General features: G+C 43.7%; 16 protein-coding genes and 1 pseudogene. 1 reads left to right on the top strand and 16 read right to left on the bottom strand.

The window, feature by feature from the left end; translation table 11 throughout:
• Positions 1-40: 40 nt before the first annotated feature.
• The 5 genes from STRCR_RS03090 to rnpA form a co-directional block, all read right to left on the bottom strand.
• Positions 41-889 carry an ABC transporter permease gene (locus tag STRCR_RS03090; protein ID WP_004227002.1) on the bottom strand — a complete coding sequence of 283 codons (849 nt, stop codon included), beginning with the start codon at positions 887-889 and terminating at the stop codon, positions 41-43.
• A 14-nt stretch (positions 890-903) separates the two neighbouring features.
• Positions 904-1,755, bottom strand: a complete 852-nt coding sequence (locus STRCR_RS03085) for an ABC transporter ATP-binding protein (RefSeq protein WP_004228932.1) — start codon at positions 1,753-1,755, stop codon at positions 904-906.
• Between the two features lie 585 nt (positions 1,756-2,340).
• Positions 2,341-3,489, bottom strand: coding sequence for a Jag family protein (locus tag STRCR_RS03080; RefSeq protein WP_004229618.1), 1,149 nt, complete (start codon positions 3,487-3,489; stop codon positions 2,341-2,343).
• A 51-nt stretch (positions 3,490-3,540) separates the two neighbouring features.
• The gene (locus STRCR_RS03075; RefSeq protein ID WP_004226489.1) at positions 3,541-4,344 is read right to left on the bottom strand and encodes a YidC/Oxa1 family membrane protein insertase; all 804 of its coding nucleotides are present in this window, start codon (positions 4,342-4,344) and stop codon (positions 3,541-3,543) included.
• Positions 4,345-4,404: 60 nt separating this feature from the next.
• Positions 4,405-4,740: a ribonuclease P protein component gene (gene rnpA, locus STRCR_RS03070; RefSeq protein ID WP_004228233.1), complete on the bottom strand. Its 336-nt coding sequence runs from the start codon at positions 4,738-4,740 to the stop codon at positions 4,405-4,407.
• A 410-nt stretch (positions 4,741-5,150) separates the two neighbouring features.
• Here rnpA and STRCR_RS03065 point away from each other — a divergent pair, with 410 nt between their 5' ends.
• Positions 5,151-7,589, top strand: a complete 2,439-nt coding sequence (locus STRCR_RS03065; RefSeq protein ID WP_004228521.1) for a bifunctional 2',3'-cyclic-nucleotide 2'-phosphodiesterase/3'-nucleotidase — start codon at positions 5,151-5,153, stop codon at positions 7,587-7,589.
• Positions 7,590-7,670: 81 nt separating this feature from the next.
• On the opposite strand, the gene argH is transcribed toward STRCR_RS03065, so the two are convergent.
• The 11 genes and pseudogenes from argH to sufD all read right to left on the bottom strand — a co-directional run bounded on the left by argH (position 7,671) and on the right by sufD (position 22,697).
• Positions 7,671-9,062, bottom strand: a complete 1,392-nt coding sequence (gene argH / locus STRCR_RS03060) for an argininosuccinate lyase (protein WP_004227947.1) — start codon at positions 9,060-9,062, stop codon at positions 7,671-7,673.
• 688 nt (positions 9,063-9,750) lie between these two features.
• Positions 9,751-10,941: an argininosuccinate synthase gene (locus tag STRCR_RS03055; protein WP_004226304.1), complete on the bottom strand. Its 1,191-nt coding sequence runs from the start codon at positions 10,939-10,941 to the stop codon at positions 9,751-9,753.
• Between the two features lie 1,644 nt (positions 10,942-12,585).
• A complete protein-coding gene (locus tag STRCR_RS03050) occupies positions 12,586-13,335 on the bottom strand; it encodes a response regulator transcription factor (protein WP_004228558.1) in 750 nt (249 codons plus the stop codon).
• Between the two features lie 579 nt (positions 13,336-13,914).
• Positions 13,915-15,372 carry a glutamate--tRNA ligase gene (gltX, locus tag STRCR_RS03045; RefSeq protein WP_004229892.1) on the bottom strand — a complete coding sequence of 486 codons (1,458 nt, stop codon included), beginning with the start codon at positions 15,370-15,372 and terminating at the stop codon, positions 13,915-13,917.
• A gap of 346 nt (positions 15,373-15,718) precedes the next feature.
• Positions 15,719-16,372 carry a hypothetical protein gene (locus STRCR_RS03040; RefSeq protein WP_004225423.1) on the bottom strand — a complete coding sequence of 218 codons (654 nt, stop codon included), beginning with the start codon at positions 16,370-16,372 and terminating at the stop codon, positions 15,719-15,721.
• A gap of 119 nt (positions 16,373-16,491) precedes the next feature.
• Positions 16,492-17,237, bottom strand: a pseudogene (locus STRCR_RS03035) (TIGR00266 family protein).
• Between the two features lie 109 nt (positions 17,238-17,346).
• Entirely contained in the window at positions 17,347-17,844 is a 498-nt protein-coding gene (locus STRCR_RS03030) for a beta-class carbonic anhydrase (protein ID WP_004227674.1), read from the bottom strand.
• Positions 17,845-17,982: 138 nt separating this feature from the next.
• Entirely contained in the window at positions 17,983-19,674 is a 1,692-nt protein-coding gene (locus tag STRCR_RS03025; protein ID WP_004229114.1) for a CHAP domain-containing protein, read from the bottom strand.
• A gap of 85 nt (positions 19,675-19,759) precedes the next feature.
• On the bottom strand, positions 19,760-20,200 hold the full coding sequence (sufU, locus tag STRCR_RS03020) for a Fe-S cluster assembly sulfur transfer protein SufU (RefSeq protein ID WP_004225518.1): 441 nt from the start codon (positions 20,198-20,200) through the stop codon (positions 19,760-19,762).
• A complete protein-coding gene (locus STRCR_RS03015) occupies positions 20,187-21,413 on the bottom strand; it encodes a cysteine desulfurase (protein WP_004227293.1) in 1,227 nt (408 codons plus the stop codon). Before STRCR_RS03015 ends, sufU begins: the two co-directional genes overlap by 14 nt.
• A 21-nt stretch (positions 21,414-21,434) precedes the next feature.
• Positions 21,435-22,697, bottom strand: coding sequence for a Fe-S cluster assembly protein SufD (gene sufD, locus STRCR_RS03010; RefSeq protein ID WP_004225808.1), 1,263 nt, complete (start codon positions 22,695-22,697; stop codon positions 21,435-21,437).
• Between the last annotated feature and the right edge of the window lie 124 nt (positions 22,698-22,821).

The raw sequence follows: 22,821 nt of genomic DNA, 5'->3' as shown, positions 1-22,821 counted from the left end.
TTTAATCTCCTTTAAATCCATTTTTTCTGAGTATCGTTTCTTAGATTTTTTTAGCTTTTCTTGCAAAAACACTCAGGCCCAGCAAAAGCAAGCCAGCTAAGAAACTCAAACCAAGGACCAAGAACTCTTGGCTAAGGCTGGTCAGTTTCTCCCATTTTAGGCCAATCCCTAAGTACTCCTGAACACTTAGCCCCGGTCGATGCCAATTCACCACCTGATCACCAATCATAATATGGCGATAAGCAGAGGCTACATAGGCCCAAGGAGTATATTTCATCAGAGTTTGAGCAGAATCTGGCAGAGTTCCGATTGGGACGTAAACACCGACCAAAAAACCTGAGGCTGTCCCGATGATCACACCTAGTCGCTCCACAACTTCTGAAGTCTTAATAAATTGCACGACTGCCAAACCGATCACCGCACTCACCACACTGCTAGCAACCATAATGGCAAACATTTTCAATCCTTGCTCCAAAGAAACAAAATCCAAATTATCCTGCCAGCTAAAATAGACAGCCATCAGCAGATAAACCAAAACTTGCATAATCACGCCAATAACCGTGCTGGAGATAACATAACCGAGATTTAACTGAAAAAATGACGTGTCTGTCAAAAGAAAATCGTCTAACTTATGACTTTCCCAATCACGCACTAGGCGAGTAATACCAGTCCAAACGGTCGTAACAGAAGCTACTGCCAAGGTACCGCCCATAATCCATTGATCCAGCATTTTCTCAGGATGACTAGTGCCAGACCAAGCATCCTGCATGTTTTTTTGCAAAAAGATGAGATAAAGGCCAAAGGCAATCCAGGCTCCCATGAGGGAGAAAAAAACGGTCACCTTATTATGAAAATAGAGTCGTAAGTTCCTTTTTGCCATTGTAATCATAGGTAAGCTCCTTCTTAGTTTTTAAATTCAGTTCCTGCAACAGCCATAAAAACATCATTAATGTCCCCCTTTTGAAAATCAAAATCAAGGATGTGATTTTGATGGCTAACTAGAAAATCCAAGGCCTGTGGCGTAGTTAGATCTTCAAACAGCAACCAACCATCAGCTTTCTCCTCATAGGTTAGCCCTGAAAATTTCCTACGGTCAGTCTTAATCAAGAGACGATTTTTGGCATATTGCTCCTTGAGTTCTTGAGCAGAACCTTGAACCAGAACCCGACCATGGTCAATAATATAGGCCATATCAGCATTTTCAGCTTCTTCCAAGTAGTGGGTGGTCAAAAAGATAGTCAACCCTTCTTCTCTCTGCAGCTGATACAGCAGATCCCAGATACCCCTGCGGCTTTGGAGATCCAAACCCGTTGTCGGCTCGTCTAAGAAAAGCAAATCTGGTTTAGTCAAGAGAGCTCTGGCGATATCCACTCGACGCCGTTGACCGCCCGATAAAGTACCGTATTCCTGTTTGAGGAGGTCCTCAATCGAAAGCATCTTCACCAAGTCTTTAGTCCAAGCCTTATCAATTTGGCGATAAAGGCCTGCACGACTCTCCAAATTTGCCTGAACACTCAAGTCCTCATCAAGAACGCTGTCTTGAAAGACCATTCCAATCTTGAGATTTGGTGCTAATTTGACCTGACCTGAACTGGCTGCCAAAAGCCCTGTCAAAATCTTAATTGTGGTTGATTTCCCGGCCCCATTGGTTCCAATATAAGCGAGCAATTGCCCCTTATCTACCTGAATATTGAGGTTTTCCAGAACCGCTTTCTCACCGTAGACCTTCGTTAAGTTTTTCGTTTCAATAAGCATCTGAACACCCGCTTTCCTTTTACTGGCCTAATTGTACCAAAGGAAAAAGGTTTGTGGACAAAATTCAGCCAAGCGGTCAAAATCCATAGGTAAGCGGAGAAAAAGAACCCTGAACATTAGATTTTTTATCTAGCTTTTACAATACATATCATCTTGATAGGGTGTTCCTACCTAATAAATGACAGCTCAAAACCTTAGTAGCCATCAGCTGGGCTGATAGTTTTATTGTTTGGCTCTCCGTTAAAAACTGGCTGGAAGCCATAACAAAACGAGTCTGGACTTTTGTCCCAGACTCGTTAACATTGTTCTCGATTTACAATTGACGCAGTAGTGGGAGTAAGACTTGTTGGCTAGGCCCAAGAAGTCTTACCCCTACACAGTTCATTGAGAGTGGAACAGAAGTCGATTTATATAAATCGACTTCGTTGTCCCACCTACGCACAGCTGATTAGGATGGCCGCCAACACTTGCGGAGTAGTTAAACAGTCCAGTGGACTGTTTAAGGGGGGGCCTGAAAATAGGACTGCACCCCAAGATAAGGACTCCCAACCACTGCCGATTAGCGGTTCCACCCTCTTAATTAGTTTAATCTTCTCGACTAGGAACAACAACCACATAACGCTTAGGGTCGTGTCCCTCTGAATAACTGTCCACGTCAGGAATTTTGGCAATCGCTTTATGGATGATCTTACGTTCATCGTTGGACATGCTGTCCATACGATAAGCCTGACCGCTGTCTGAAACACGCTCAGCAATTTTATGGGCAAAATCAATCAAGGTCTCCATGCGACGTTCGACATAATCATGAACATTGACTGTCACTGAGAAAGAACGGGAATAATGGTCATGTAAGAAGTTTTGGGCCAAGATTTGCAGGGATTTAAGCACCTTACCATGATAACCGATTACTCGACCGGCCTCTGGTGCTTCAACCTGAATGGTGATTTGACGACCGGATTGATTAGTTGTTAAACCAGCCTCCACATCCATTTCGTAGATAATAGTTTCAAGATAGCCTGTCACAGCCTCGGCGGCTTCATCAATATCCTTGCCGACCGTGGTTTCAATCGGATGGGACCCACTCTCAGAGTTTTCAGTTAAGCGATCCAACTCTGGCTCCGATCCTTCAGCCGCTGACTGTGCTGGATTCTCTTGGGCAACCGAGGCTTCCGCCACAGGGACAGCTGCTCTTTGGCCAACGGTCTTCTGTGAATCTTCAGCAGAAAGCTCAGCTGAATCAGCAGCTTGACTATCCTCAGCTTCTAGCTCATCTGTCCAATCAAGGCCTTCCTTATCCAGCTCTTCCTTCTTACGCCGATACTCTTCAACAATTTCATCGGGAAGTAAATCGCTAAGAACAGACGTTATTGAGCGTCTAGCATCCAGCATTTCAGATTTAGCCTTATCATTAACGATTTGGCCACGATTTTCCAAATACTTGATAATGCTCGTCACCTTGCGGGACTCTGCTGCCTCTTGTTTGAGAGCTTCTTCTGAAGCTTCCCGTTTACTCAAGGCTTTTGGCAAGTTCCGAACAATCTCTTGGTCAGCTTGAGAAACAGTCGTGCGGCTGATGACCTCTACATCAACTTTGGCTGGTTTCTTACCAAAACCGAAAAAACCTTTTTTCCCGCGCGAGAGAACGCGGATAGAAGCCTTAGTTCTAGTGATACCTAAATCACCAAGACCTGCCTGAATTGCTTCTTCAACAGTATTACCTGTGAACACTACCATAATATCTATACTCCTTCGCTAACAGAAAATTTTCGCCTTTTTCTGATGCGTCTACTTACGTTTCTTCCGGGCTTTTTTCTTCGCTCGACGAATTTTTGCTTCCCTTTCTTTTTCTTGTGCCTCCTTAAGTTCCCGCTCAGCAATAATTTTAAAGGGATTGTGGAAAATTAAAAGCTGAGCTACCTGAAAGGCATTACCGATTGCCCAGTAGAGGGCAATCCCACTCGTGAAGCGAGTTCCAATCCACAAAATAAAGAGAGGCATAACAATGCTAGTAGCTGTCATAAAGGCATTCTTTTCCTTGGCTGCCTTATTGCTGAGCCACATAGACAGGTAGGTGAAAATGGCTGCCAGAATCGGCAAGATATAGGTTCCATCATTTTCACCTAGATTCCAGAACAAGAAATTCCCTTGACTCAAGGCAGGTACCCGAATCAAGGCCTGATAAAGAGCCATCATGACGGGAAATTGGATGGCTAAAGGCAGTAAGGCTGCCCACTGGTTCACACCATTTTCTTTGTAGAGCTCCTGCGTTTTTATAGCCTGCATATTGCGGTCGTCAGCGTATTCTTTCTGAATCCGTTTAAGCTCAGGCTGAAGTTCTTGAATTTCTTGGCTGGATTTAATCTGACGATTATAGAGAGGAATCAAGGCCAAACGAACAATTAGCGTAAAAAGAATGATCCCAATTCCAACCGATCCACCAAAGGACAGCCACTGGATAGCGCGACCAAAACCGTAAACCAACTGATCCCAGCCTGTCGACGAACTGTTAACTGGATTACGACGAGCACAGGCAGACAAGACGATCAAAGCTGCTAGAACTAGACCACTTAATTTAAGTTTTTTTTTCACAAAATATTCCTTTCAATACGACATCACTAAATCATCAGGACCCCACTCCAAGGGCAAAACTCAATCTTGATAGAGACCAGCTAGACTCAGAACATGTTTCAAATTCTGTCTCACTGCTCGATAGTCCATATCTTCAACACCTTTTCGAGCAATGATAACAAAGTCATCGTTGCTTAAATGCGGAGCCAATTCCATCAAAACATGTCTCATCTTCCGTTTGATCCGATTGCGGGTAACGGCATTGCCGAGCTTTTTACTGACTGACAGACCAACTCTAAAATGCTTCTGTGGCCTTTCTAAACTATAAACAACAAATTTCCTATTGGCGACACTCTTGCCTCGCCTAAAAATAGCTTGAAAATCTAAGTTTTTTTTAACACGATAGGTCTTCTTCAAGGCAGTCTCCAAACACTCTAAATTACCCCTTATTATACCATAAAAGAGCCAAAAGCCAAAAATCCCCTAGATTTAGCACTCCTCATCTAATATCTCAGATGATTCCCTTTACCAAGCTACATTTTATCACTAGTTAGCCATAAATGCCAGACCAATTGAGCTCTAAGTATTAAACCAGCTACAAAAACCTCCGAAGGAAAGATTGACTGTTATACGATAGAAATTAAATGTTATACAATTAAAGTTCGGAGTTTAACTTGTTAGTTTCTATTTTCTGTGTATAATAAAACCTGAAAGCGTCTATAAACGAACTTTTAGGCATCCGTCTTTTACAGCATTTAAATGTAAGCACAGCTGCCTTCTTTCCGCCTTGCCTATATGGCCATCATTAATTAGTAAGGAGTTTCTACATGTCTCAACACTACCTAAGAAAAAGTGCCTTGCTGCTCTCGCTGGTCACAGCTGGACTAGTCGCTAACCAAGTCACAGCTGACGAGCAGCTCCCTCAGTCCCAGACACAAAATCAAGTAGCAAGCGCCAATGACGTTAGCAGTCAACAGGTTCCAACCAATCAAGACCAAAGCCAAGACTATGCTAATGCCCAAGCCTCTGCTGTTCAAGCTTCAAATAGCCAAGAGCAATCAATCTATCAAAATCAAACTCCGCAAACCGCCGAACAAGAAAAGGCTGATGATACAAAGCCGATTGAAGGTGAGAAGGTAGATGTCCAAATCCTTTCAACCACCGACCTCCACACCAATCTGGTTAACTACGATTACTATCAAGATAAGGATGCCCAAAATATCGGCCTAGCCAAGACCGCCCTTCTCATTGATCAGGCTGAAAAGGAAAATCCTAACTCCGTCTTGGTCGATAATGGCGATACCATTCAAGGCACCCCACTGGGAACTTACGAAGCACTCATCAATCCTGTTAAGCAGGGCCAACAGCATCCCATGTACAAGGCCTTTACGACCTTGCATTATGATGCAGCTTCGCTGGGAAACCATGAATTCAATTATGGTTTGGACTACCTCAATCGCGTTGTTGATTCAGCAGGTCTACCAATCGTCAATGCCAATGTCATTGATGCTAGAACTGGCAAACACTATTTCAATCCCTATATTATTATTCCCAAAACCTTTACCGATATTAACGGCCGGCAAGTCACCGTCAATGTTGGTATCACAGGTATCGTTCCACCTCAAATCATGAATTGGGATAAGGCTAATTTAGAAGGTAAGGTCAAGACCATCGATGCAGTTCAAGCTGTCGAGGCTGTCGCCCCAGAGATGCGGGCCAAGGGGGCCGACATCGTTTTGGTCATGTCCCACTCAGGTATTGGTAACGATCGCTATGATATCGGTGAAGAAAATGTCGGCTACCAAATTGCCAGCGCTAAGGGAATCGACGCGGTTGTCACTGGTCACGCCCATGCTGAGTTCCCATCGGGGAATGGTACAGGAGTCTATGAAAAAATTCCCGGTGTCGATGGTTTTAACGGCAAAATCAACGGTATTCCTGTTACCATGGGCGGGAAATATGGCGACCATCTAGGCGTCATCAAGCTCAACCTGCTCTTTCAAGGTGGTAAATGGAAGGTTGAGCAAAGTCACGCCGAAATTCGCAAGATTGACAGCAATTCTAATCAGGCTGATGAAAGAATTTTAAACCTAGCCAAACCTGACCACGAAGCCACTATCGATTATGTCCGCGAACAAGTCGGAACAACAACTGCTCCAATCAACAGCTATTTTGCCTTAGTAGAAGACGACCCTTCCATTCAAATGGTCAACAATGCCCAACGCTGGTATCTGAAGGAGCAACTGGCAGGAACACCAGAAGCCAGTCTGCCCCTCCTCTCAGCAGCTGCTCCTTTTAAGGCCGGTGCTCGCAATGATGCTTCTTCCTACACTGATATTCCTGCCGGTCCAATCGCAATTAAAAACGTCGCAGACCTTTACCTCTACGACAATGTTACAGCTGTTCTCAAAGTTACCGGCAAAGATTTGCGGGAATGGCTGGAAATGTCAGCCGGCCAGTTTAATCAAATCGACCCTAGCAAGACAGGGCCTCAGCAATTGATTAATACCGACTATCGTACTTACAATTTTGATGTCATTGATGGTATCAACTACACATTCGATGTCACACAGCCTAATAAATATGACATGGATGGCAACCTAGTCAATCCAGACGCCCATCGCGTTCGGGACTTAACCTACATGGGACAGCCGGTTGCTGATGGCCAAGAATTTATGGTGGCAACCAACAATTATCGGGCAAGCGGAAACTTCCCAGGCGTGAGAAACGCTAGCGAAAACCGTCTGCTCAATTTAGAAAACCGCCAGGTTCTCATCAATTACATTACGGCTGAAAAAACGATCAACCCCACTGCCGACAACAATTGGCGTTTTGCCGATACCATCAAGGGACTGGATGTTCACTTCCGCACAGCCGAGCGGGCGAAAAATCTCCTTAATCAGAAGACAACCATTCAGTTTGTTGCAGCCGATCCTAGTCAGAATGGCTTTGGCGACTTTAAGTACATCTATACCGAAGCCACTGATCCAAGCCGTCCAACAACTCCAGCAGATCCACAAGCCAAGGAACAAGAGCAGACCGCTAAACCAGCCTTGTCGCTCCACAAACGTCAAGCTATCTTACAAATGGTAACCAGCAACTACCAAAACCTGCAAAGTCAGACAGCAGCCCCAACAGGATCCAAGACCAGCAAGCAGGCTGAATTACCAAAAACAAATGGGCAATCTAGCTGGAGCCTGAGCCTAGTCGGTCTCCTTATCAGTATATTTGCGGCTAACCTTTTGCCTAAATCTAAACGCCACTAATAGAACAATTCCCCAGTTAACTTAAAAGCTCCCACTAGTACATTTTACTAGTAGGAGCTTTTTTCTGATGGTCAGCAATCATCATTTATCACTCATTAAAGTTTTCTTCGCTTCTTCAATCTGCCAGTGTACCTGATCAAAGCCTGTGCCACCCAGCGAATTACGACGCTCAACGGCAGTCCTCGATTGCAGGGCAGTATAGATGTCTCCCTCAATCAGATCAGAGATTTCTTGATAGCGCTCTAAGGGGACATCTTGAAGGTAGTGACCATTCTTGGTGCATTCTAAAACCAGCTTACCAACAATTTCGTGAGCCTGACGGAAAGGAAGCCCCCTGACAGCCAGATAGTCTGCTAGTTCTGTTGCATTGGAGAAATCTTTTTCGGTTGATTCCGCCATGTGGCGGTCGTTGACCGTCATACTGGACAACATTCCCGCCAAGATATCAATAGCCACCGTGATGGTTTCCGCTGTATCAAACATACCTTCCTTATCCTCTTGCAGGTCCTTATTGTAAGCGAGAGGCAGGGATTTCATAACCGTCAGCAGGCCAGTCAAATTGCCATAAACTCGGCCTGTTTTCCCACGAATGAGTTCAGCCATGTCAGGATTTTTCTTCTGCGGCATGATAGAAGAGCCTGTGGAAAAGGTATCAGATAAGGTGACGAACTGGTACTCGTTAGAACACCAATTAATGATCTCTTCACAAATGCGGCTCATGTGCACCATGAGGATACTGGCATTGGCCAAAAATTCCAAAATAAAGTCTCGATCAGACACCGCATCCAGAGAATTGCTATAGGGAGCATCAAAGCCCATCAAATCGCTGGTCAGTTGGCGATCAATAGGGAAGGTTGTCCCAGCCAGAGCTGCAGCTCCCAAGGGCGAAAGATTGGTGTGCTTTTGGTTAAAGGTAAACCGCTCACTATCTCTGGTAAACATGCTGTAGTAGGCCATGAGGTGATGACCAAAGGAAATCGGCTGGGCATGCTGCAGATGGGTGTAGCCCGGCATAATAGTATCAACATGCTTATCAGCCAAATCAACCAAGGTTTGTCGCAAATGATGCAGTTTATCCAGCACTTCAACTAATTTAGCCTTGAGATAGAGGTGCATATCGGTCGCCACTTGGTCATTACGTGAACGAGCCGTATGGAGCTTTCCAGCTACTGGTCCAATTTTCTGAGTCAAAAGTGACTCCAGATTCATGTGGATATCTTCATTAGCGATATCAAATTCTAGCTGACCAGCATAGAAGTCCTGCAAGAGTTCCTCAAGACCTGTTTTGATTTGGCTAGCTTCTTCAGGACTGATGATGCCTGTTTGCCCCAGCATGGTCACATGAGCAATGGAACCCTTTAAGTCAAATTCTGCCATCTTTTGGTCAAAAGAAATAGAAGCACCGAATTCCTCGACCCATTTTTCTAGACCTGCTTCAAAACGGCCACCCCAGAGTTTATGATTTTCTGCCATAGTATTACCAGATTCGCTTAGCTAGCGAACATTCCCTTTCTTTAATGTTACAACATCTATTATAAAGACAAGAAACCCAGCTAGTGAGTCAACCAGCTTTCTTTATATCCCCTTACAGTCAAGACAAGGCAAAGCCTTAGTTAAATTCGCTGTCACTGGATCTAACACGCCAAGTCCTATGGGACCTTGGCTAAAGCACCTAATGGACCTGTACAGGGGCAAACTAAGCTAGCATGGCCAACAAAGACTTGTCTTCCAACACTGCGCCGCATCAGACTGTTCTACTAAAATAGTCAGTAGAAGGCCATACTTTTGTTTCACTCCCAAAAGTACAGCAAGCTGAAACTAAGATATAAAGCCCTTAAGCGTTTCAAAGAAAACCCACCTAGTTTACAGAAACACAGGCGTGTTCAGTGTGCAAGGACCTATCGTTTTGATTTTCAACAGGTATTACCATCATATCAAAAAAACTAGCCTATGTCATAGCTAGTTTTGATGGTCTCACAGGACTTGTCCCTAAAAGGAAGAGCACTTCTTCCTCTTGGGCCCGTCAGTCGCCTCACCGAACGGCCTCATCGGGCATTAAGTTTAAAGAAAAGAGGTCCAGATGGGGCTCTCTGACCCCTTTTATCTGAAGATTTTCCTTGCCTTTATTTTGAGCTCTGCCCACTCACCTCTCACATTAACATTATTTGTTATTAACTTGTGAGTTGACTTGAGTTGGCAGCCCCCAAAGTTTAATGAATCCTACAGCTGCATCTTGATCAAAACTATCTGCTGTGGTGTAGGTTGCCAAATTTTCATCATAAAGAGAATTCGGCGACTTCCGTGCCACAACCTTAGCAGTTCCCTTGTACAATTTCACTTTTGCAGTTCCATTAACCACTTTTTGAGTTTCTTTGATATAGGCCAAAATACTTTCCGTCGCTGGGCTAAACCAAAGGGCATTATAAATCAAATTAGATAATTCATTTTCAAGAATTGGTTTAAAGTGGGACACTTCCCGAACCAAGGTCAGGTCTTCAATTTCCTTATGTGCGGTCAACAGTGTAATAGCACCAGGGCATTCATAGATTTCCCGAGACTTGATACCGACCAATCTGTTTTCTACATGGTCAATCCGACCGACACCGTGCTTCCCAGCCAAATCATTTAATTTTTGAATTAAATCAGCCAATTTCATTTCTTGACCATCGATAGCCACCGGTTTACCAGCTTTAAATTCAATATCAACAAATTCAGGCGTATCAGGAGCCTCTTCAACAGAATTGGTAATACCAAAGGCTTCTTCAGGGGCCTGATTCCATGGATTTTCAAGGACACCGCATTCATTGGCACGCCCCCAAAGGTTTTGGTCAACTGAATAAGGATTGTCAAGATCAGCAGGAACTGGCACGCCATTCTTCTTAGCGTATTCAATTTCTTCTTCTCTGGACCATTTCCATTCCCGAACTGGCGCAATAACCTTCAACTCTGGATCAAGAGCCGCAATAGCCACTTCAAACCGAACTTGGTCATTCCCCTTACCAGTACAGCCATGAGCGATAGTCGTTGCTCCAGTCTTATGAGCAATCTCAACCAATTTCTTAGAAATTACTGGACGGCTGAGGGCTGATACTAAAGGATACTTTTGTTCATAGTAAGCATGAGCCTGCAAAGCTGGCAAAACATATTCCTCAGCAAATTCATCCTTAACATCAAGGACGTAAGACTCAACAGCTCCAACGCTCAGCGCCTTATCATGGATGAATTCCAAGTCCTTACCTTCACCGACATCCATGCAGACAGCAACAACATCGTAATCTTTTTTCAACCAAGTAATCGCGACGGAGGTATCAAGTCCCCCTGAGTAAGCTAGAATGACTTTTTCTTTTGACATAATTATTTCTCTTTTCTTCTTTTTTAGGCTGTTTTTTGTATATCTCAACCTTACGAAAGTCATTATATGGTATTTTTATTCATGAGTCAAGTACTTTTTGTATTTTTTTTCGATTTTTTATAATTTTTTGTTTTTTATTCATGTTTTGGGTAAATATACAGGAAATTATTCATTTGAAGACGAAAAGTCTCTAGTAAGTTCCAATACAGCTTCAAAACTATTACCGCTCTCACCTACCTCTGCACAGGTTCATCAAGATACCCCAGAGACTTGCTATTAAACACCCCTCACTTGATAGCCAACACCAAGCACTATGGCACATTGACCTCAACCCCACACGAGGCCGAACAAACACCAACACCATATCGCAAACCCCTTAGATCTGGCAAAAAGGAATTTAGAAAACCGTTGCTGATAATCAAACATCTTGAAAGATTTTATACTTTTAGCAGCCATATTTGTAAAAGTTCGAAACACCAGCAGCTATACCTGCCATTTCACAGCATAACAGTATAGTAGACTAACAATATCGACTGTAGCAGAGGTGAGATTGAAATGCTCCAGTAGACTTTGGCAGTCTGGGGATAGACTGCCAAAGCCTGCCACCTAAAAATAGAAAAATAGCAGAGGCCTGAGCCTTAAAATGGGAGGGCGAGGAAAATCGAAATCACCATTTCATAACGATTTACCGATTTTTGTCTCATTCTCAACCTATGCAGGAGTAAGGCTTCTTGGCCTAACCAACAAAGTCTTAGAAACTGTATTCACAAGTTTAAATTCTTAGCCTCAGCTGGAAAAAGCGACCATAAGATCGCTCAAAGCAGACAGTTGCCGTCGTGGTAAAAAGACGATTGACCCTATTTAAGTCAATCGTCGAGGGGATTTTCAAGACCCTAGGCTTGAAAATGAGCAATGGAACTCCGTTAGGAGGTCGCTTGCGTCCCTACCACATAAGGCTAACTGTCAAAAAATGTGAATACAAGTTCTTACCCTCATGCTCTCTAAACCAGTTAAATCGAATTCGAATATTTTAGATGTCATCTATAGCTTACATGATCTTACAGCTGAGAGCGCAGCACTCATGATCGTCTGTTCCAACCTCTTATGATCCTCTTTTCACCATACTGGCAGAAATTAGAAAATAATTTTTGCAAAAAAAAGAACCCGCCGTCGCGGGTCCCTTTCCATTTCACAGTATATTGGGAGAGAGATGAGAAATGGGTTTCGAATAAATAAGAAGTTCGGGATAAGTTTGCGTCTGTCTTCTATCAGAATAATTATTGGGAGAGAGAAACTGATAGAAAACTTCATCCCTACGCTGATTAGTATATCTCAAATCAAAGATTTTTAAACCACAATATCTTGAATTGTCGTTTTTTTATCTTGAAATGTCAAAATTTCTCTTGAAATGCATTTTTTATCCCCAACTGCTCTTTCTGATCATAGAATAATATCCTAGATTGATGGACTAAAATCAGATTTTTTCTATGTAAATGGACAATTGAACCACCTAGTTTTTCAATCTTCTCCAGCAAAATAAAAAAGAGTCTGGAACAAAAGTCCAAACTCGTTAGCATTATCCTAGATTTACCAAATTGACGCAGTGGTTGATTTTTGTCCCACTCTCAAACTTTATTTTTTGCCTTAAACAGTCTCCTGTCTGGCTCCCCACTCCCGCATAAGAGCCTTCATCTTCAAGCGGGAAACTGGACAGGCATCTCCATTCTCAAAGAAGACTAAGAGCTCAGCCTTATCCACTCGACTAATATTATCTAAATTAATTAGGAAGGATCGGTGGCAGGAAAAGAGTCGTGAATTGACTTCTGCAATCTCTGAGAGACTACCGTAAAACTCTAAACGCTCATTTTTTGTAATTAACATGACCTTATGGGGCGTTGGCGAGGTCGCAAAGTAATAGATATCCTTGAAGGGCAGCTGAACACGCGCCTGAGCTGATTCAAAGGTAAAAACCTCATCCACTTCCTCCGAGCGGTGCATATTGTTAGCCGTATAAGCAATAACTTCACGCAGATCAGTCTTGAACTGCTCATCCGGAGCTGTTTTATCAATAAAATCTAAGGCAGAAACTTTATACTTAAAACTAATCGGAGCGAATTCTGAGTGAGTGGTCACAAAAACAATAACAGCCGCAGGATCAATCCGACGGATATCCGCCGCTGCCTCTAACCCCTTTTTTTCTTCTCCCTTAATTTCAATATCCAAGAGGAAAAGCTGGTGATTACCTTTTTCAGCAATAGCATCCAATAGATTTTGTGCCTTGGAAAAAACTTCAAACTGACGAGCTGAAATTCCTTCTTCCCGCAATATCTCCGTTACTAAGGTTTTAATCCGCGTTTGCTGGATTAAATTATCTTCCAAAATAAATATATTCATAAACTCCCACCATTTCTAACCACTCTTTGATTAATTATATTATTTCACACTTAAAATAACAAAAATTATCTTCATTTTAAAATAAAAACCCTCCGAATACTCGGGGGGATCACATTCAGTGAACAGCGTGTTCTTATGGTTGGCTCAGTTATTAGAAGCAGCTCCAGAGCCTTGAGAATATCTCTCCCCCATTCTCAAGGCAGATCTTCTCCTCATGGCCAACTTTAACAGCAAGCAAACTTATCACTAATTCCTATTTAGTATATCATAACCTTCCTGTAACAGAAAATAAAAGGATTGTAAATTTTACAACAGTTAAATCTCCAAGTCTGAGGCTCTTTAAATCTCTTTTTATAAAACACTTAGATGCGAGAAATTTTATGACACCAACTCTATATCAAAAATGAAACTTGGTCTGAGATTAAATGCTACTGACTTTATTCACCCTCCTCATACTAAATTCCAGTACTCAAGCACCCAGAACTTATCTTGAGATCTTAGTAATTTTGTAATAACTAATGGATAATAGATAATAGGCAGCAGAAAAAAGACCAGCCTAAGCCAGTCCTGATATCCTTCTTATTTCAAGTTCTTCAGCATATTCTCAATATGTTGGATAGATTTTTCCTTCCCCAATAGATAAATAGTATCTGGTAATTCTGGACCGTGCATTTCACCAGAAACAGCAATCCGAATTGGCATGAAGAGATTTTTACCTTTGATGCCCGTTTCCTTTTGAACAGCCTTGATTTGCGGGAAGATATTTTCTGCTTGGAAGTCCTCATCAGACATGGCTTCCAGCTTAGCCTTGAAGGCCGTAAGGACAGTTGGAACGCTTTCACCCGCCATAAAATCCTTTTCTTCCTGAGTCAATGCTGGAAAGTCTTCAAAGAAGAGGTCAGTCAGAGGGACAATTTCATCAGCTGACTTGAGCTGAGGCTTGTAAAGCTCTACCAACTTTTCAGCCTTGTCGGTCAGGCGTCCCGCTTCTTCCAAGAAGGGTTTACAGAGGGCGAAGACAGACTCAAAATCAGCTTTCTTGATATAGTCGTTGCTGACCCAGTCCATTTTCTTTTGATCAAAGGCTGCTGGTGACTTGCTGAGACGACTTTCATCAAAAAGTTTAATCAATTCCTCACGGGAGAAGATTTCTTCTTCTCCACCAGGATTCCAACCTAAGAGGGCAATAAAGTTGAAGACAGCTTCCGGGAGGTAGCCCTTCTTGCGGTAGTCCTCGATAAATTGCAGGGTATTGGTATCTCGTTTAGACAGCTTTTTACCTGTTTCAGAGTTAATAATCAAGGTCATGTGACCAAATTGTGGAGGCTCCCAACCAAGGGCTTCATAGACCATGAGCTGTTTAGGAGTGTTCGCGATATGATCATCACCGCGAATAACATGGGAAATACTCATATCATGATCATCAATAACGACAGCGAAGTTATAGGTTGGATAGCCATCGCGTTTTTGAATAACCCAGTCACCGCCGATATTGCTGCCTTCAAACTCGATATCACCCTTGACCATATCAGTCCATTTGTAAATACCAGCTTCATTAACAGCCAAGCGGACCGTTGGGACAATACCGGCAGCCTCACGCTCAGCAATATAAGCAGCCTTTTGCTCCTCGTCCATACCTAGGTATTCATTGACGTAACGAGGGGTTTCTCCAGCAGCTTCTTGGCGTTCCCGTTCAGCTGCTAATTCTTCTTCTGTTACGTAAGACTTATAGGCCTTACCTTCCGCCAAAAGTTGATCAATATAGCTTTGGTAGAGCTCCAAACGTTCTGACTGACGATAACGTTCATGAGTTTCAGGACTTTCATCCCAGTCAATCCCTAGCCAACGCAGGTTTTCCAATTGCGAGCGTTCACCATCTTCAACATGGCGCTTGCGGTCAGTATCTTCAATCCGAATGACAAAAGTACCGCCATAGTGACGAGCATAGAGATAATTAAAGAGCGCCGTCCGCGCATTTCCGATATGTAGCAGTCCCGTTGGACTTGGTGCGTAACGCACGCGAATTTCATTAGACATAGTCTTTATCGTCTCCTATTCAAAATGATTCAATCCTTATTATTATAGCACTAAATAGGAGAAAAAGGGAAGGGCGTGGGATCAACCCAAAAATTGAAAATTTTGGTCCTCACCATGGCCTGGTTTTAAGGTGGTGACCTGAAACGGTCTCTCCCCAAACCGTTTTTGACACTTGCTTTGCAAGCTTCATTTCCCGATTAAAAAGGTCTCCCAGACCTTTTTAACCCACCTCCGCACAGTGAGTTAGGATAGTGGCCAACCACTGCGTCAAGACTTTATCCCAAAACGGGATACTGGACGAGTTTTTGCCCAGCCACCTCCCTTAATGCTTGAAAATTATCTCTAACTAAAGATAAACCACTTCCAAACTGCCAAAAGCCACACTACCAGTCAACTCCAAAGTCTTTCTTCCTGCAGAGCGCCGACTAGGCAGATTGACAGAACCGAACACATTCGAGACCTTACAAACAACCGACCAATCTCTAGGAATATAAAGAACTATGCTAGCAAAAGAGACCTCAACCTCAAACGTAGCAATGTCACCCAAAATCATTGCTTCATCAAAGTAAATTACCTTCTTGCCAAAGGTTACTTCCGCCCTACCTGAGATGAAATTGTCATCCCTGATGTGACTGGCATTGCTATTATAGGGGGCATAGGTATACTGATTATTTTTCTTGGTCCGCCATCTAAAATTCCAAGGTTTCCTTCTTCCAAACAAATTATCCAGCCCCAGACCCACTAAGAAAGCAACGAGAAAAATTGTACTATTAGACAAGGGTAAAAAATGCAGGCGGCCATTTAAAATGATTAGGAAAAAACCTAGACTAAGGAAACTACTGGTAAAAGCGGCACGCAGGATACTTCCTAAAAACCAAGCGGCCGTGATACAAAGACCAAGAAGAGCCCAGCCATCAACTAGGGCTGGGGCAAATAAATCTTGAAATACGATAACGGCAGCCAATAAAATTAGGCTAATTCCTAAGAAAAACTTTCGCATATTGCTTCCTTCTTTACAGAGTGAGCGAGACTAAAACGGTCTTGATGGTTACAATTGAAATGGAGAGCAAGTCAACCTGCCCTCCTCCCCTATTTTCTAGAGACTGCAAATCTAACCATCTAAAACAGATCCATGATCCCCGAACCCTTGTTACTAGTAGATGGTGTCACTAAATGGCCACCGATAACTTGGGCAAAGGTTTCAATATTGAGACTTTGTACATAGATTTCACCGCTGCCACGGAAGGTATTAACAATACCTTCACCTGTACCGATAGATTGCAGAAAGCCATTTTCCAAATGGATTTGGTAATCCAACTCTCTGGACCAAGCAACCACATGAGCATTATCAATCGTAATCTCCTGCTGGTTAAGCTCGATTTTCTGAATGGAACCAAAGCTATTAGCTAAGAGTGTCCCTTGACCTTGGGTTGTCATAATAAAGAGACCACCCTGACCACCAAAGAAGGCCCGTCCAACTGACTGGCGCTCCATGGTATATTGGGCAGAACCATCCAGAGCGAGAAAGGCTCCATCGTTAAGGCGGTACTGTTTGGCTCCCAATTCCAGAGCAATAATCTGACCAGGCATGGAAGGGGCAAAGCCAGACGGCCATCATCTGCATTGGAAACTGCTTGAGTAATAAAAGCTGATTCACCAGAAGTCATGGAGCGACCGACGGCCTTAAAGAGTTTACCTAAACCATCTCCCTTAGCATTAAGCTTGGTGTTAAGTGTGATTGATGGGGTATGGTAAACCATGCTTCCGCGCTGGATATAGGCCGACTCTCCTGCTTCAAGGAAAATTTCTACCAACGGGAACTGCATATTGCTATCAATACGGTAAGTCATATGATTATCAGACATAATTTTTTTCGCTCATTTCTTTAATAATAGTCTCAGTATAGCGGGTTAACCCAAAGCTTGTCAATAGACCAAAAGAAAAATCAGCCCAAAGTCTTAGGCTGACTTCCCGTTAGCACTCAACTGCTGAAATATGGCCACTGTCAACATCATAGATAGCACCAGAGATAACAATGTCATCTGGAATCAGCGGAGAATCCCGTAAGAGGTTGACATCCTCACAAACACTGGCCTCAAGATCACTAAATGGAAGAAAATCCTGATCATGTACATTTTGGTGCAACTTACTCTCAACAAAATCAGCTAGCTCCTCATTTTTAAATGTAAGCATGCCACAGTCTGTATGATGTAGAACAACAATTTCGTGCGTCCCAAGCAATTGTTCTGAAATAACAAGAGAACGAATCATATCCTCGGTTACACGGCCACCGGCATTTCTCAATATATGGGCATCTCCAAGATCTAGACCTAGAGCCGGAGCAACATGGAGACGGGCGTCCATACAAGTAATAATAGCGACCTTGGTCTTTGGCTTTATGGGCAGATGAGCTGTCCCATGTCGGTCAATATAGGCTTGGTTAGCCTTGATAAAATTTTCAAAATAAGACATAATACCTCCTTTAGCCGATCCAGAAAAAGATTCGAACATCAAAGTTTTGACCATTATAACATGGCTAAAGGAGAAATACTAATTCTCGCTCCCAAGAACAGGGATGCTCAAACAAAAAATGTTCCTAGCCAAAGATTATCACGTAAGAGGTTTACCAATCACATAAGTCAGTTCAGCAGCTTGGTCAGCTGTAAAAATCCGATAAGAAATGACACCAGAAGCCAAGGCATTAGATTCAGAAATAAGGATGGAACCGTCCTTCTTGACCTGCTCAACAATGGCCACATGACCGTAATCTGGGTCCGCTCCAGCTTGGCCTGGTGCAAAAGAAACAGCATAACCCACCTTTGGCTGGTGACTAAGATCGTAACTCGGTTTGAATTGCCAGTCTCCACCATTGCCCATATAGGGATCAAATCCGTAACCCAATTCACGAGCCCGATTGTAGACATACCAGGTGCACTGACCCCAAGGATAGGAGAACGCTAGGTAAGCTTGAGGATTCATAGGACGAGAAAGCTGGTAGCCTGTCGGCAAGGACGCCTGACTGATACCAGACAAGTGCTTTAACTTTTCTGGTATTTCTGGGGTCCCGCCATGTTGATCAATCCAATCATCAAGATCCTGCATCGTTTGCGCCCGTCGCCTGCCACTGCCTGAGCTATCGGTAAAATAGACACCACCATCACGAATGACATCCAACTGGCCCAAGGCATTCTTTCTCGCCTTGTCGTCTTGTATTTTGAAAGTCCAGTTTTTATTTTGAATAATCGTCTGCCCTACCATTTTAGAAATAGCTTGGCTATCGTTAAAATGACTAGCCTGATTAGGATTGTTATCAAAAGCTCCATAGCCAAACATATTGGCACCTGGAAGCATCGCTACCCCAGCAGTCCCTAAAGAACTTTCGTGGAGAGCTATAGCGACAATCGCCCGTACATCAAGGCCAGTCTCCTTCTCCCATTTGAGGAGCAGTTCCCCGTTGATCCGCCGGTTATCATAGGCCAGTCCTAAGGAGTTCAGATAACCGTCCAACTGCTCTGCCTTGACACCATAGCGATGGGAAAGAAGATTGTGATTATAAGCATCCTGACCTGACCAATGCTCTACATACGTAGTATAGGTCAAAGGATCAGCAGACTCTTTATCTTCCGTATCACTAACGTAGACAGCAGCTGGCTTCTCTGCCCAGTAGCTATCAAAAAATGGGCTGACCAGCACATTTGTTTGAACAAGTGGCAGTGGAGGTAACTGGCGGTAAAAAACTGATTCTTTCTCTAACTTTTCTGATTTTGCTGGTTTCTTTTCCGCCACTGGTTTCGATTTCGACTCCTCATTCTGGTCAGGGCCACTCTCATCAGAAAGTTGCTGTTCTACCTGTGAGCCTTCGGCAGACTCAGTATCTTGTCCAGCTTGGTTATCCTGACCTGTAAGCTGAGAAGCTTCCTGATGGCTTTCCGATTGCACATGAGAATCTTTTGAGGGGGAAGAATCGGATTGATTGGAAGCACGGTCACCTCCCTCTTCTTTAGGAACTGCCGGCTGCTCCTCTTTATCGGATGGTTTTACAGAGTCGGCACTGTCCTCTTCTGAAGACGCCTCATCCGTGGACTTTGTTTCTGCTTTACTCTTTTCGTCCACTGATTTTTTCTCTTCTTGTGAGGTGCTGGAACTGACCTCCCCATTTTCACTGTCTCCAACGTCTCCCTGTTCCTCTCTAGGACTACGAACTGAGTTACTGACAGACTCTGCCAGTGTTACTCCCGGAGCTAGGTAAGAGCTCGACAGAAGAAACAAGAGAGTCAGCGATAAAAATTTCTCCTTTTTCATGACATGCAACTCCTTTCACGAATAATCTCACCTATTTATTCGTAAAAGCAAAAAAGGACTCCTGCCGAAGTCCCTTTCCCATTTTTTACTTTTGTTCACCATCTCTTTCGATAGCCTTTTTCAGACCATTCCAGGAAAGAGTAGCACACTTGATCCGCTGGGGAAACTTAGCGACCCCTGCCATAAGTTCCGCTTCACCCAATTCTTTTTGTTGGTCATCTTTTTGTCCCTGGACCATTTTGGAGAAAATTTCTGCCAGATGCAGGGCCTCATCCTTGGTCTTGCCGATGACAGCATCGGTCATCATGCTGGAAGAAGCTGTTGAAATGGTGCAACCATCCCCAGCAAAAGCAATATCCTCGATGACATCACCATCGAATTTGACAGACAAATTAATGACATCGCCGCAGGTAGGGTTACTGAGCTGAAGCTGTTCAACCCCTTCTAAAAAGCCATGATGGTGAGGACTTTGAGAATGCTCTGCAATCACCATTTTATAGAGATTATTCAAACTAGAGAGTGCCATTGAAAAACTCCTTTGCTGCTATGATTGCTTGAACCAATTTATCACAATCTTCCTTACTATTATAGAGGTAAAAACTTGCCCGAGCAGCTGAATGAATTCCCAGATGGTTAATCAAAGGCTGGGCACAATGGTGACCTGCCCGAACAGCTACGCCTTCGTAATCCAGAGCAGTAGCTAAATCATGAGGATGGACACCATCCAGATTAAAGGCGATGACACCAGTATGCTGATTAGGATCTTCAGGCCCATAAATTGTCAAGCCCTTAATAGTCTGTAATTTGGGCAGAACATAGGCCACCAGCTCTTGCTCGTGGGCATGGACCGCCTCCATACCAATCTTATCCAGATAATCCAGAGCCGCTCCCAAAGCAATACTTCCTGCAATATTAGGTGTTCCCGCCTCAAATTTCCAAGGGAGCTCCTTCCAGTTGGCTTCCTGCTCGTAGACGAAATCAATCATTTCCCCACCGAATTCAATAGGCGGCATGAGGTTGAGCACTTCTTCCTTGCCGTATAGAACTCCGATCCCCGTTGGTCCTAGCATCTTGTGACCTGAGAAGGCAAAGAAATCACAATCCAAGTCCTGCACATTGATGGGCATGTGGGGGGCAGATTGGGCCCCATCAACAACCATGTAGGCTCCTGCCTGATGGGCTAGGCTGGCAATCTCCTTGACAGGATTGAGACAGCCTAGGACATTGGATGCCTGTGCCATACTGACAAACTTGGTGCGGTCATTGAGTTTGGCCTTGAGATCTGCCATATCCAACTGGCCATCTTTGAGATAGACATAGACAAGCTCAGCACCAGTAGCCCGACAGGCTTCCTGCCAGGGAATGACATTAGAATGATGCTCCATAATAGAAATCAAGACCTGATCACCCGGCTGCAGAACTTCTTTAGCAAAATTAGCCACCCAGTTTAGTCCAGTAGTTGTCCCTCTGGTAAAAAGAACTTCCTTAGTTGATTTTGCCCTAATAAAAGCACGGACTTTCTCCCGACTGTTCTCGTAAGCGGCTGTTGCCCGCTCTGCTAGGGTGTGAACCCCTCGGTGAACGTTGGCGTTGTCTGTCTCATAATAAGCACGCAAAACCTCAAGAACTGCTTGAGGTTTTTGGGTTGTTGCGGCATTATCCAAATAGACCAGAGGTTCATCATTGACTACCTGATCTAAAATTTTAAAATCTTTTTTAAGCGTTTCTGTATCTAACAAGGATGACCTCCTCGAATCATCTTAACGTTGGTCTAACTTGTGATCAAGAACGGCAATCATTTCATCACGCACATTCTTGCTTGGGATTTCTGTAATCACAGCTCCCAAGAAACCAAGAATAACAAGGCGTTCCGCTTCTTCATATTTCAGACCACGACTCATCAAATAATACATATCATCAGGGTCTACTTGGCCGATGGAAGCGGCGTGACCAGCAGTGACATCATTTTCATCAATCAAAAGAATCGGATTAGCATCAGATCGTGCTTTGTCCGAAAGCATGAGGACTCGACTTTCCTGTTGCGCATCCGCTCCTTTAGCCCCCTTGACAATATGACCAATACCATTGAAGGTCAGAGTTCCTTTTTCCAGAATAACCCCATGTTGCAGGATATGTCCAACCGAGTTGCGGCCGTAGTTGGTTACACGGGTATCAATCCCTTGCACCTGCCGACCGCTGGAAGCCGCCACCACCTTGAAATCAGCATGGCTACCATCACCAATCAAATCGCTATCAAAATCACCGATGACATTGCCTTCATTCATCACGCCCAGAGCCCAATCAATGCTAGCATCGCGCTCCAAGCGTCCCCGCCGGCTCATATAAGTGGTCAAGTTCTGCCCCAAACGGTCAATAGCTGAAAACTTGACCTGACTGCCAGCCCCAGCGATAACTTCCACACTGATATTCGCAGTTGCTTTAGAACTAGCTTGACCGATAGATTCAAAGCGTTCCAGATAACTAAATTTACTATTGCGACCAGCAATCACAAGAACATGCTTATTAAAAGGTACATCTGAATCACTATCTTGATAGAAGACACCTTCCAGGGGCTGGGCAATTTCAATATTGTCAGGAACATAGAGGACGGCTCCGGTATTGAAATAGGCATAATGATAAGCCGCCAACTTATCTTCATCATAGGCCAGAGCCTTAGCAAAATTAGCTTCTAAAACGTCTGGAATAGTCTCCAGAGCACTGGCAAAATCAGTAAAAATAACACCTTTTTCAATAAGTTCAGGACTCAGCTGTTCCAGAATCGTTTGGGTACCGACTTGAACCAACTTAGGATTCTGACTCAAGGCAGTAAAATCAGGCACATTAGCCGTCGCTTCATTTTCGGCCAGACTACCATCCCCAAAATTCCAGCGGTTAAAGCGAACCTTTTCAATCTTGGGTAGCTTCAGCTGATCAATTTTCTCAAAAGCGGCCAAACGGCGGTCTTGTAACCAGGCTGGCTCCGCCTTGAGCTGGGAAAAATTTATAATTGCTTCTTTTGTCATAATGATGCTTACTCCATTTCTAATCAAACTGTTTGAGTAAAAGTTCGTTTTTTAGGTCTGTTAAAAACAAGGAGGCCTCTCTAGGCCAATCTGCCTTCGGAAAGCAGAGCGGCCCTTCAACCCC

It is taken from the genome of Streptococcus criceti HS-6, assembly GCF_000187975.2.
GTDB classification, from domain to species: domain Bacteria; phylum Bacillota; class Bacilli; order Lactobacillales; family Streptococcaceae; genus Streptococcus; species Streptococcus criceti.
The sequence above is the reverse complement of the archived record's forward strand: the minus strand, read 5'-3'. Positions and strand labels throughout refer to the sequence as shown.

Bases quoted from the DNA above. Each gene is read 5' to 3' on its own strand.
- STRCR_RS03090 (WP_004227002.1), bottom strand. From the start codon at position 889: ATGATTACAATGGCAAAAAGGAACTTACGACTCTATTTTCATAATAAG.
- STRCR_RS03085 (WP_004228932.1), bottom strand. From the start codon at position 1,755: ATGCTTATTGAAACGAAAAACTTAACGAAGGTCTACGGTGAGAAAGCG.
- STRCR_RS03080 (WP_004229618.1), bottom strand. From the start codon at position 3,489: ATGGTAGTGTTCACAGGTAATACTGTTGAAGAAGCAATTCAGGCAGGT.
- STRCR_RS03065 (WP_004228521.1), top strand. From the start codon at position 5,151: ATGTCTCAACACTACCTAAGAAAAAGTGCCTTGCTGCTCTCGCTGGTC.
- argH (WP_004227947.1), bottom strand. From the start codon at position 9,062: ATGGCAGAAAATCATAAACTCTGGGGTGGCCGTTTTGAAGCAGGTCTA.
- STRCR_RS03055 (WP_004226304.1), bottom strand. From the start codon at position 10,941: ATGTCAAAAGAAAAAGTCATTCTAGCTTACTCAGGGGGACTTGATACC.
- STRCR_RS03050 (WP_004228558.1), bottom strand. From the start codon at position 13,335: ATGAATATATTTATTTTGGAAGATAATTTAATCCAGCAAACGCGGATT.
- gltX (WP_004229892.1), bottom strand. From the start codon at position 15,372: ATGTCTAATGAAATTCGCGTGCGTTACGCACCAAGTCCAACGGGACTG.
- STRCR_RS03040 (WP_004225423.1), bottom strand. From the start codon at position 16,372: ATGCGAAAGTTTTTCTTAGGAATTAGCCTAATTTTATTGGCTGCCGTT.
- STRCR_RS03030 (WP_004227674.1), bottom strand. From the start codon at position 17,844: ATGTCTTATTTTGAAAATTTTATCAAGGCTAACCAAGCCTATATTGAC.
- STRCR_RS03025 (WP_004229114.1), bottom strand. From the start codon at position 19,674: ATGAAAAAGGAGAAATTTTTATCGCTGACTCTCTTGTTTCTTCTGTCG.
- sufU (WP_004225518.1), bottom strand. From the start codon at position 20,200: ATGGCACTCTCTAGTTTGAATAATCTCTATAAAATGGTGATTGCAGAG.
- sufD (WP_004225808.1), bottom strand. From the start codon at position 22,697: ATGACAAAAGAAGCAATTATAAATTTTTCCCAGCTCAAGGCGGAGCCA.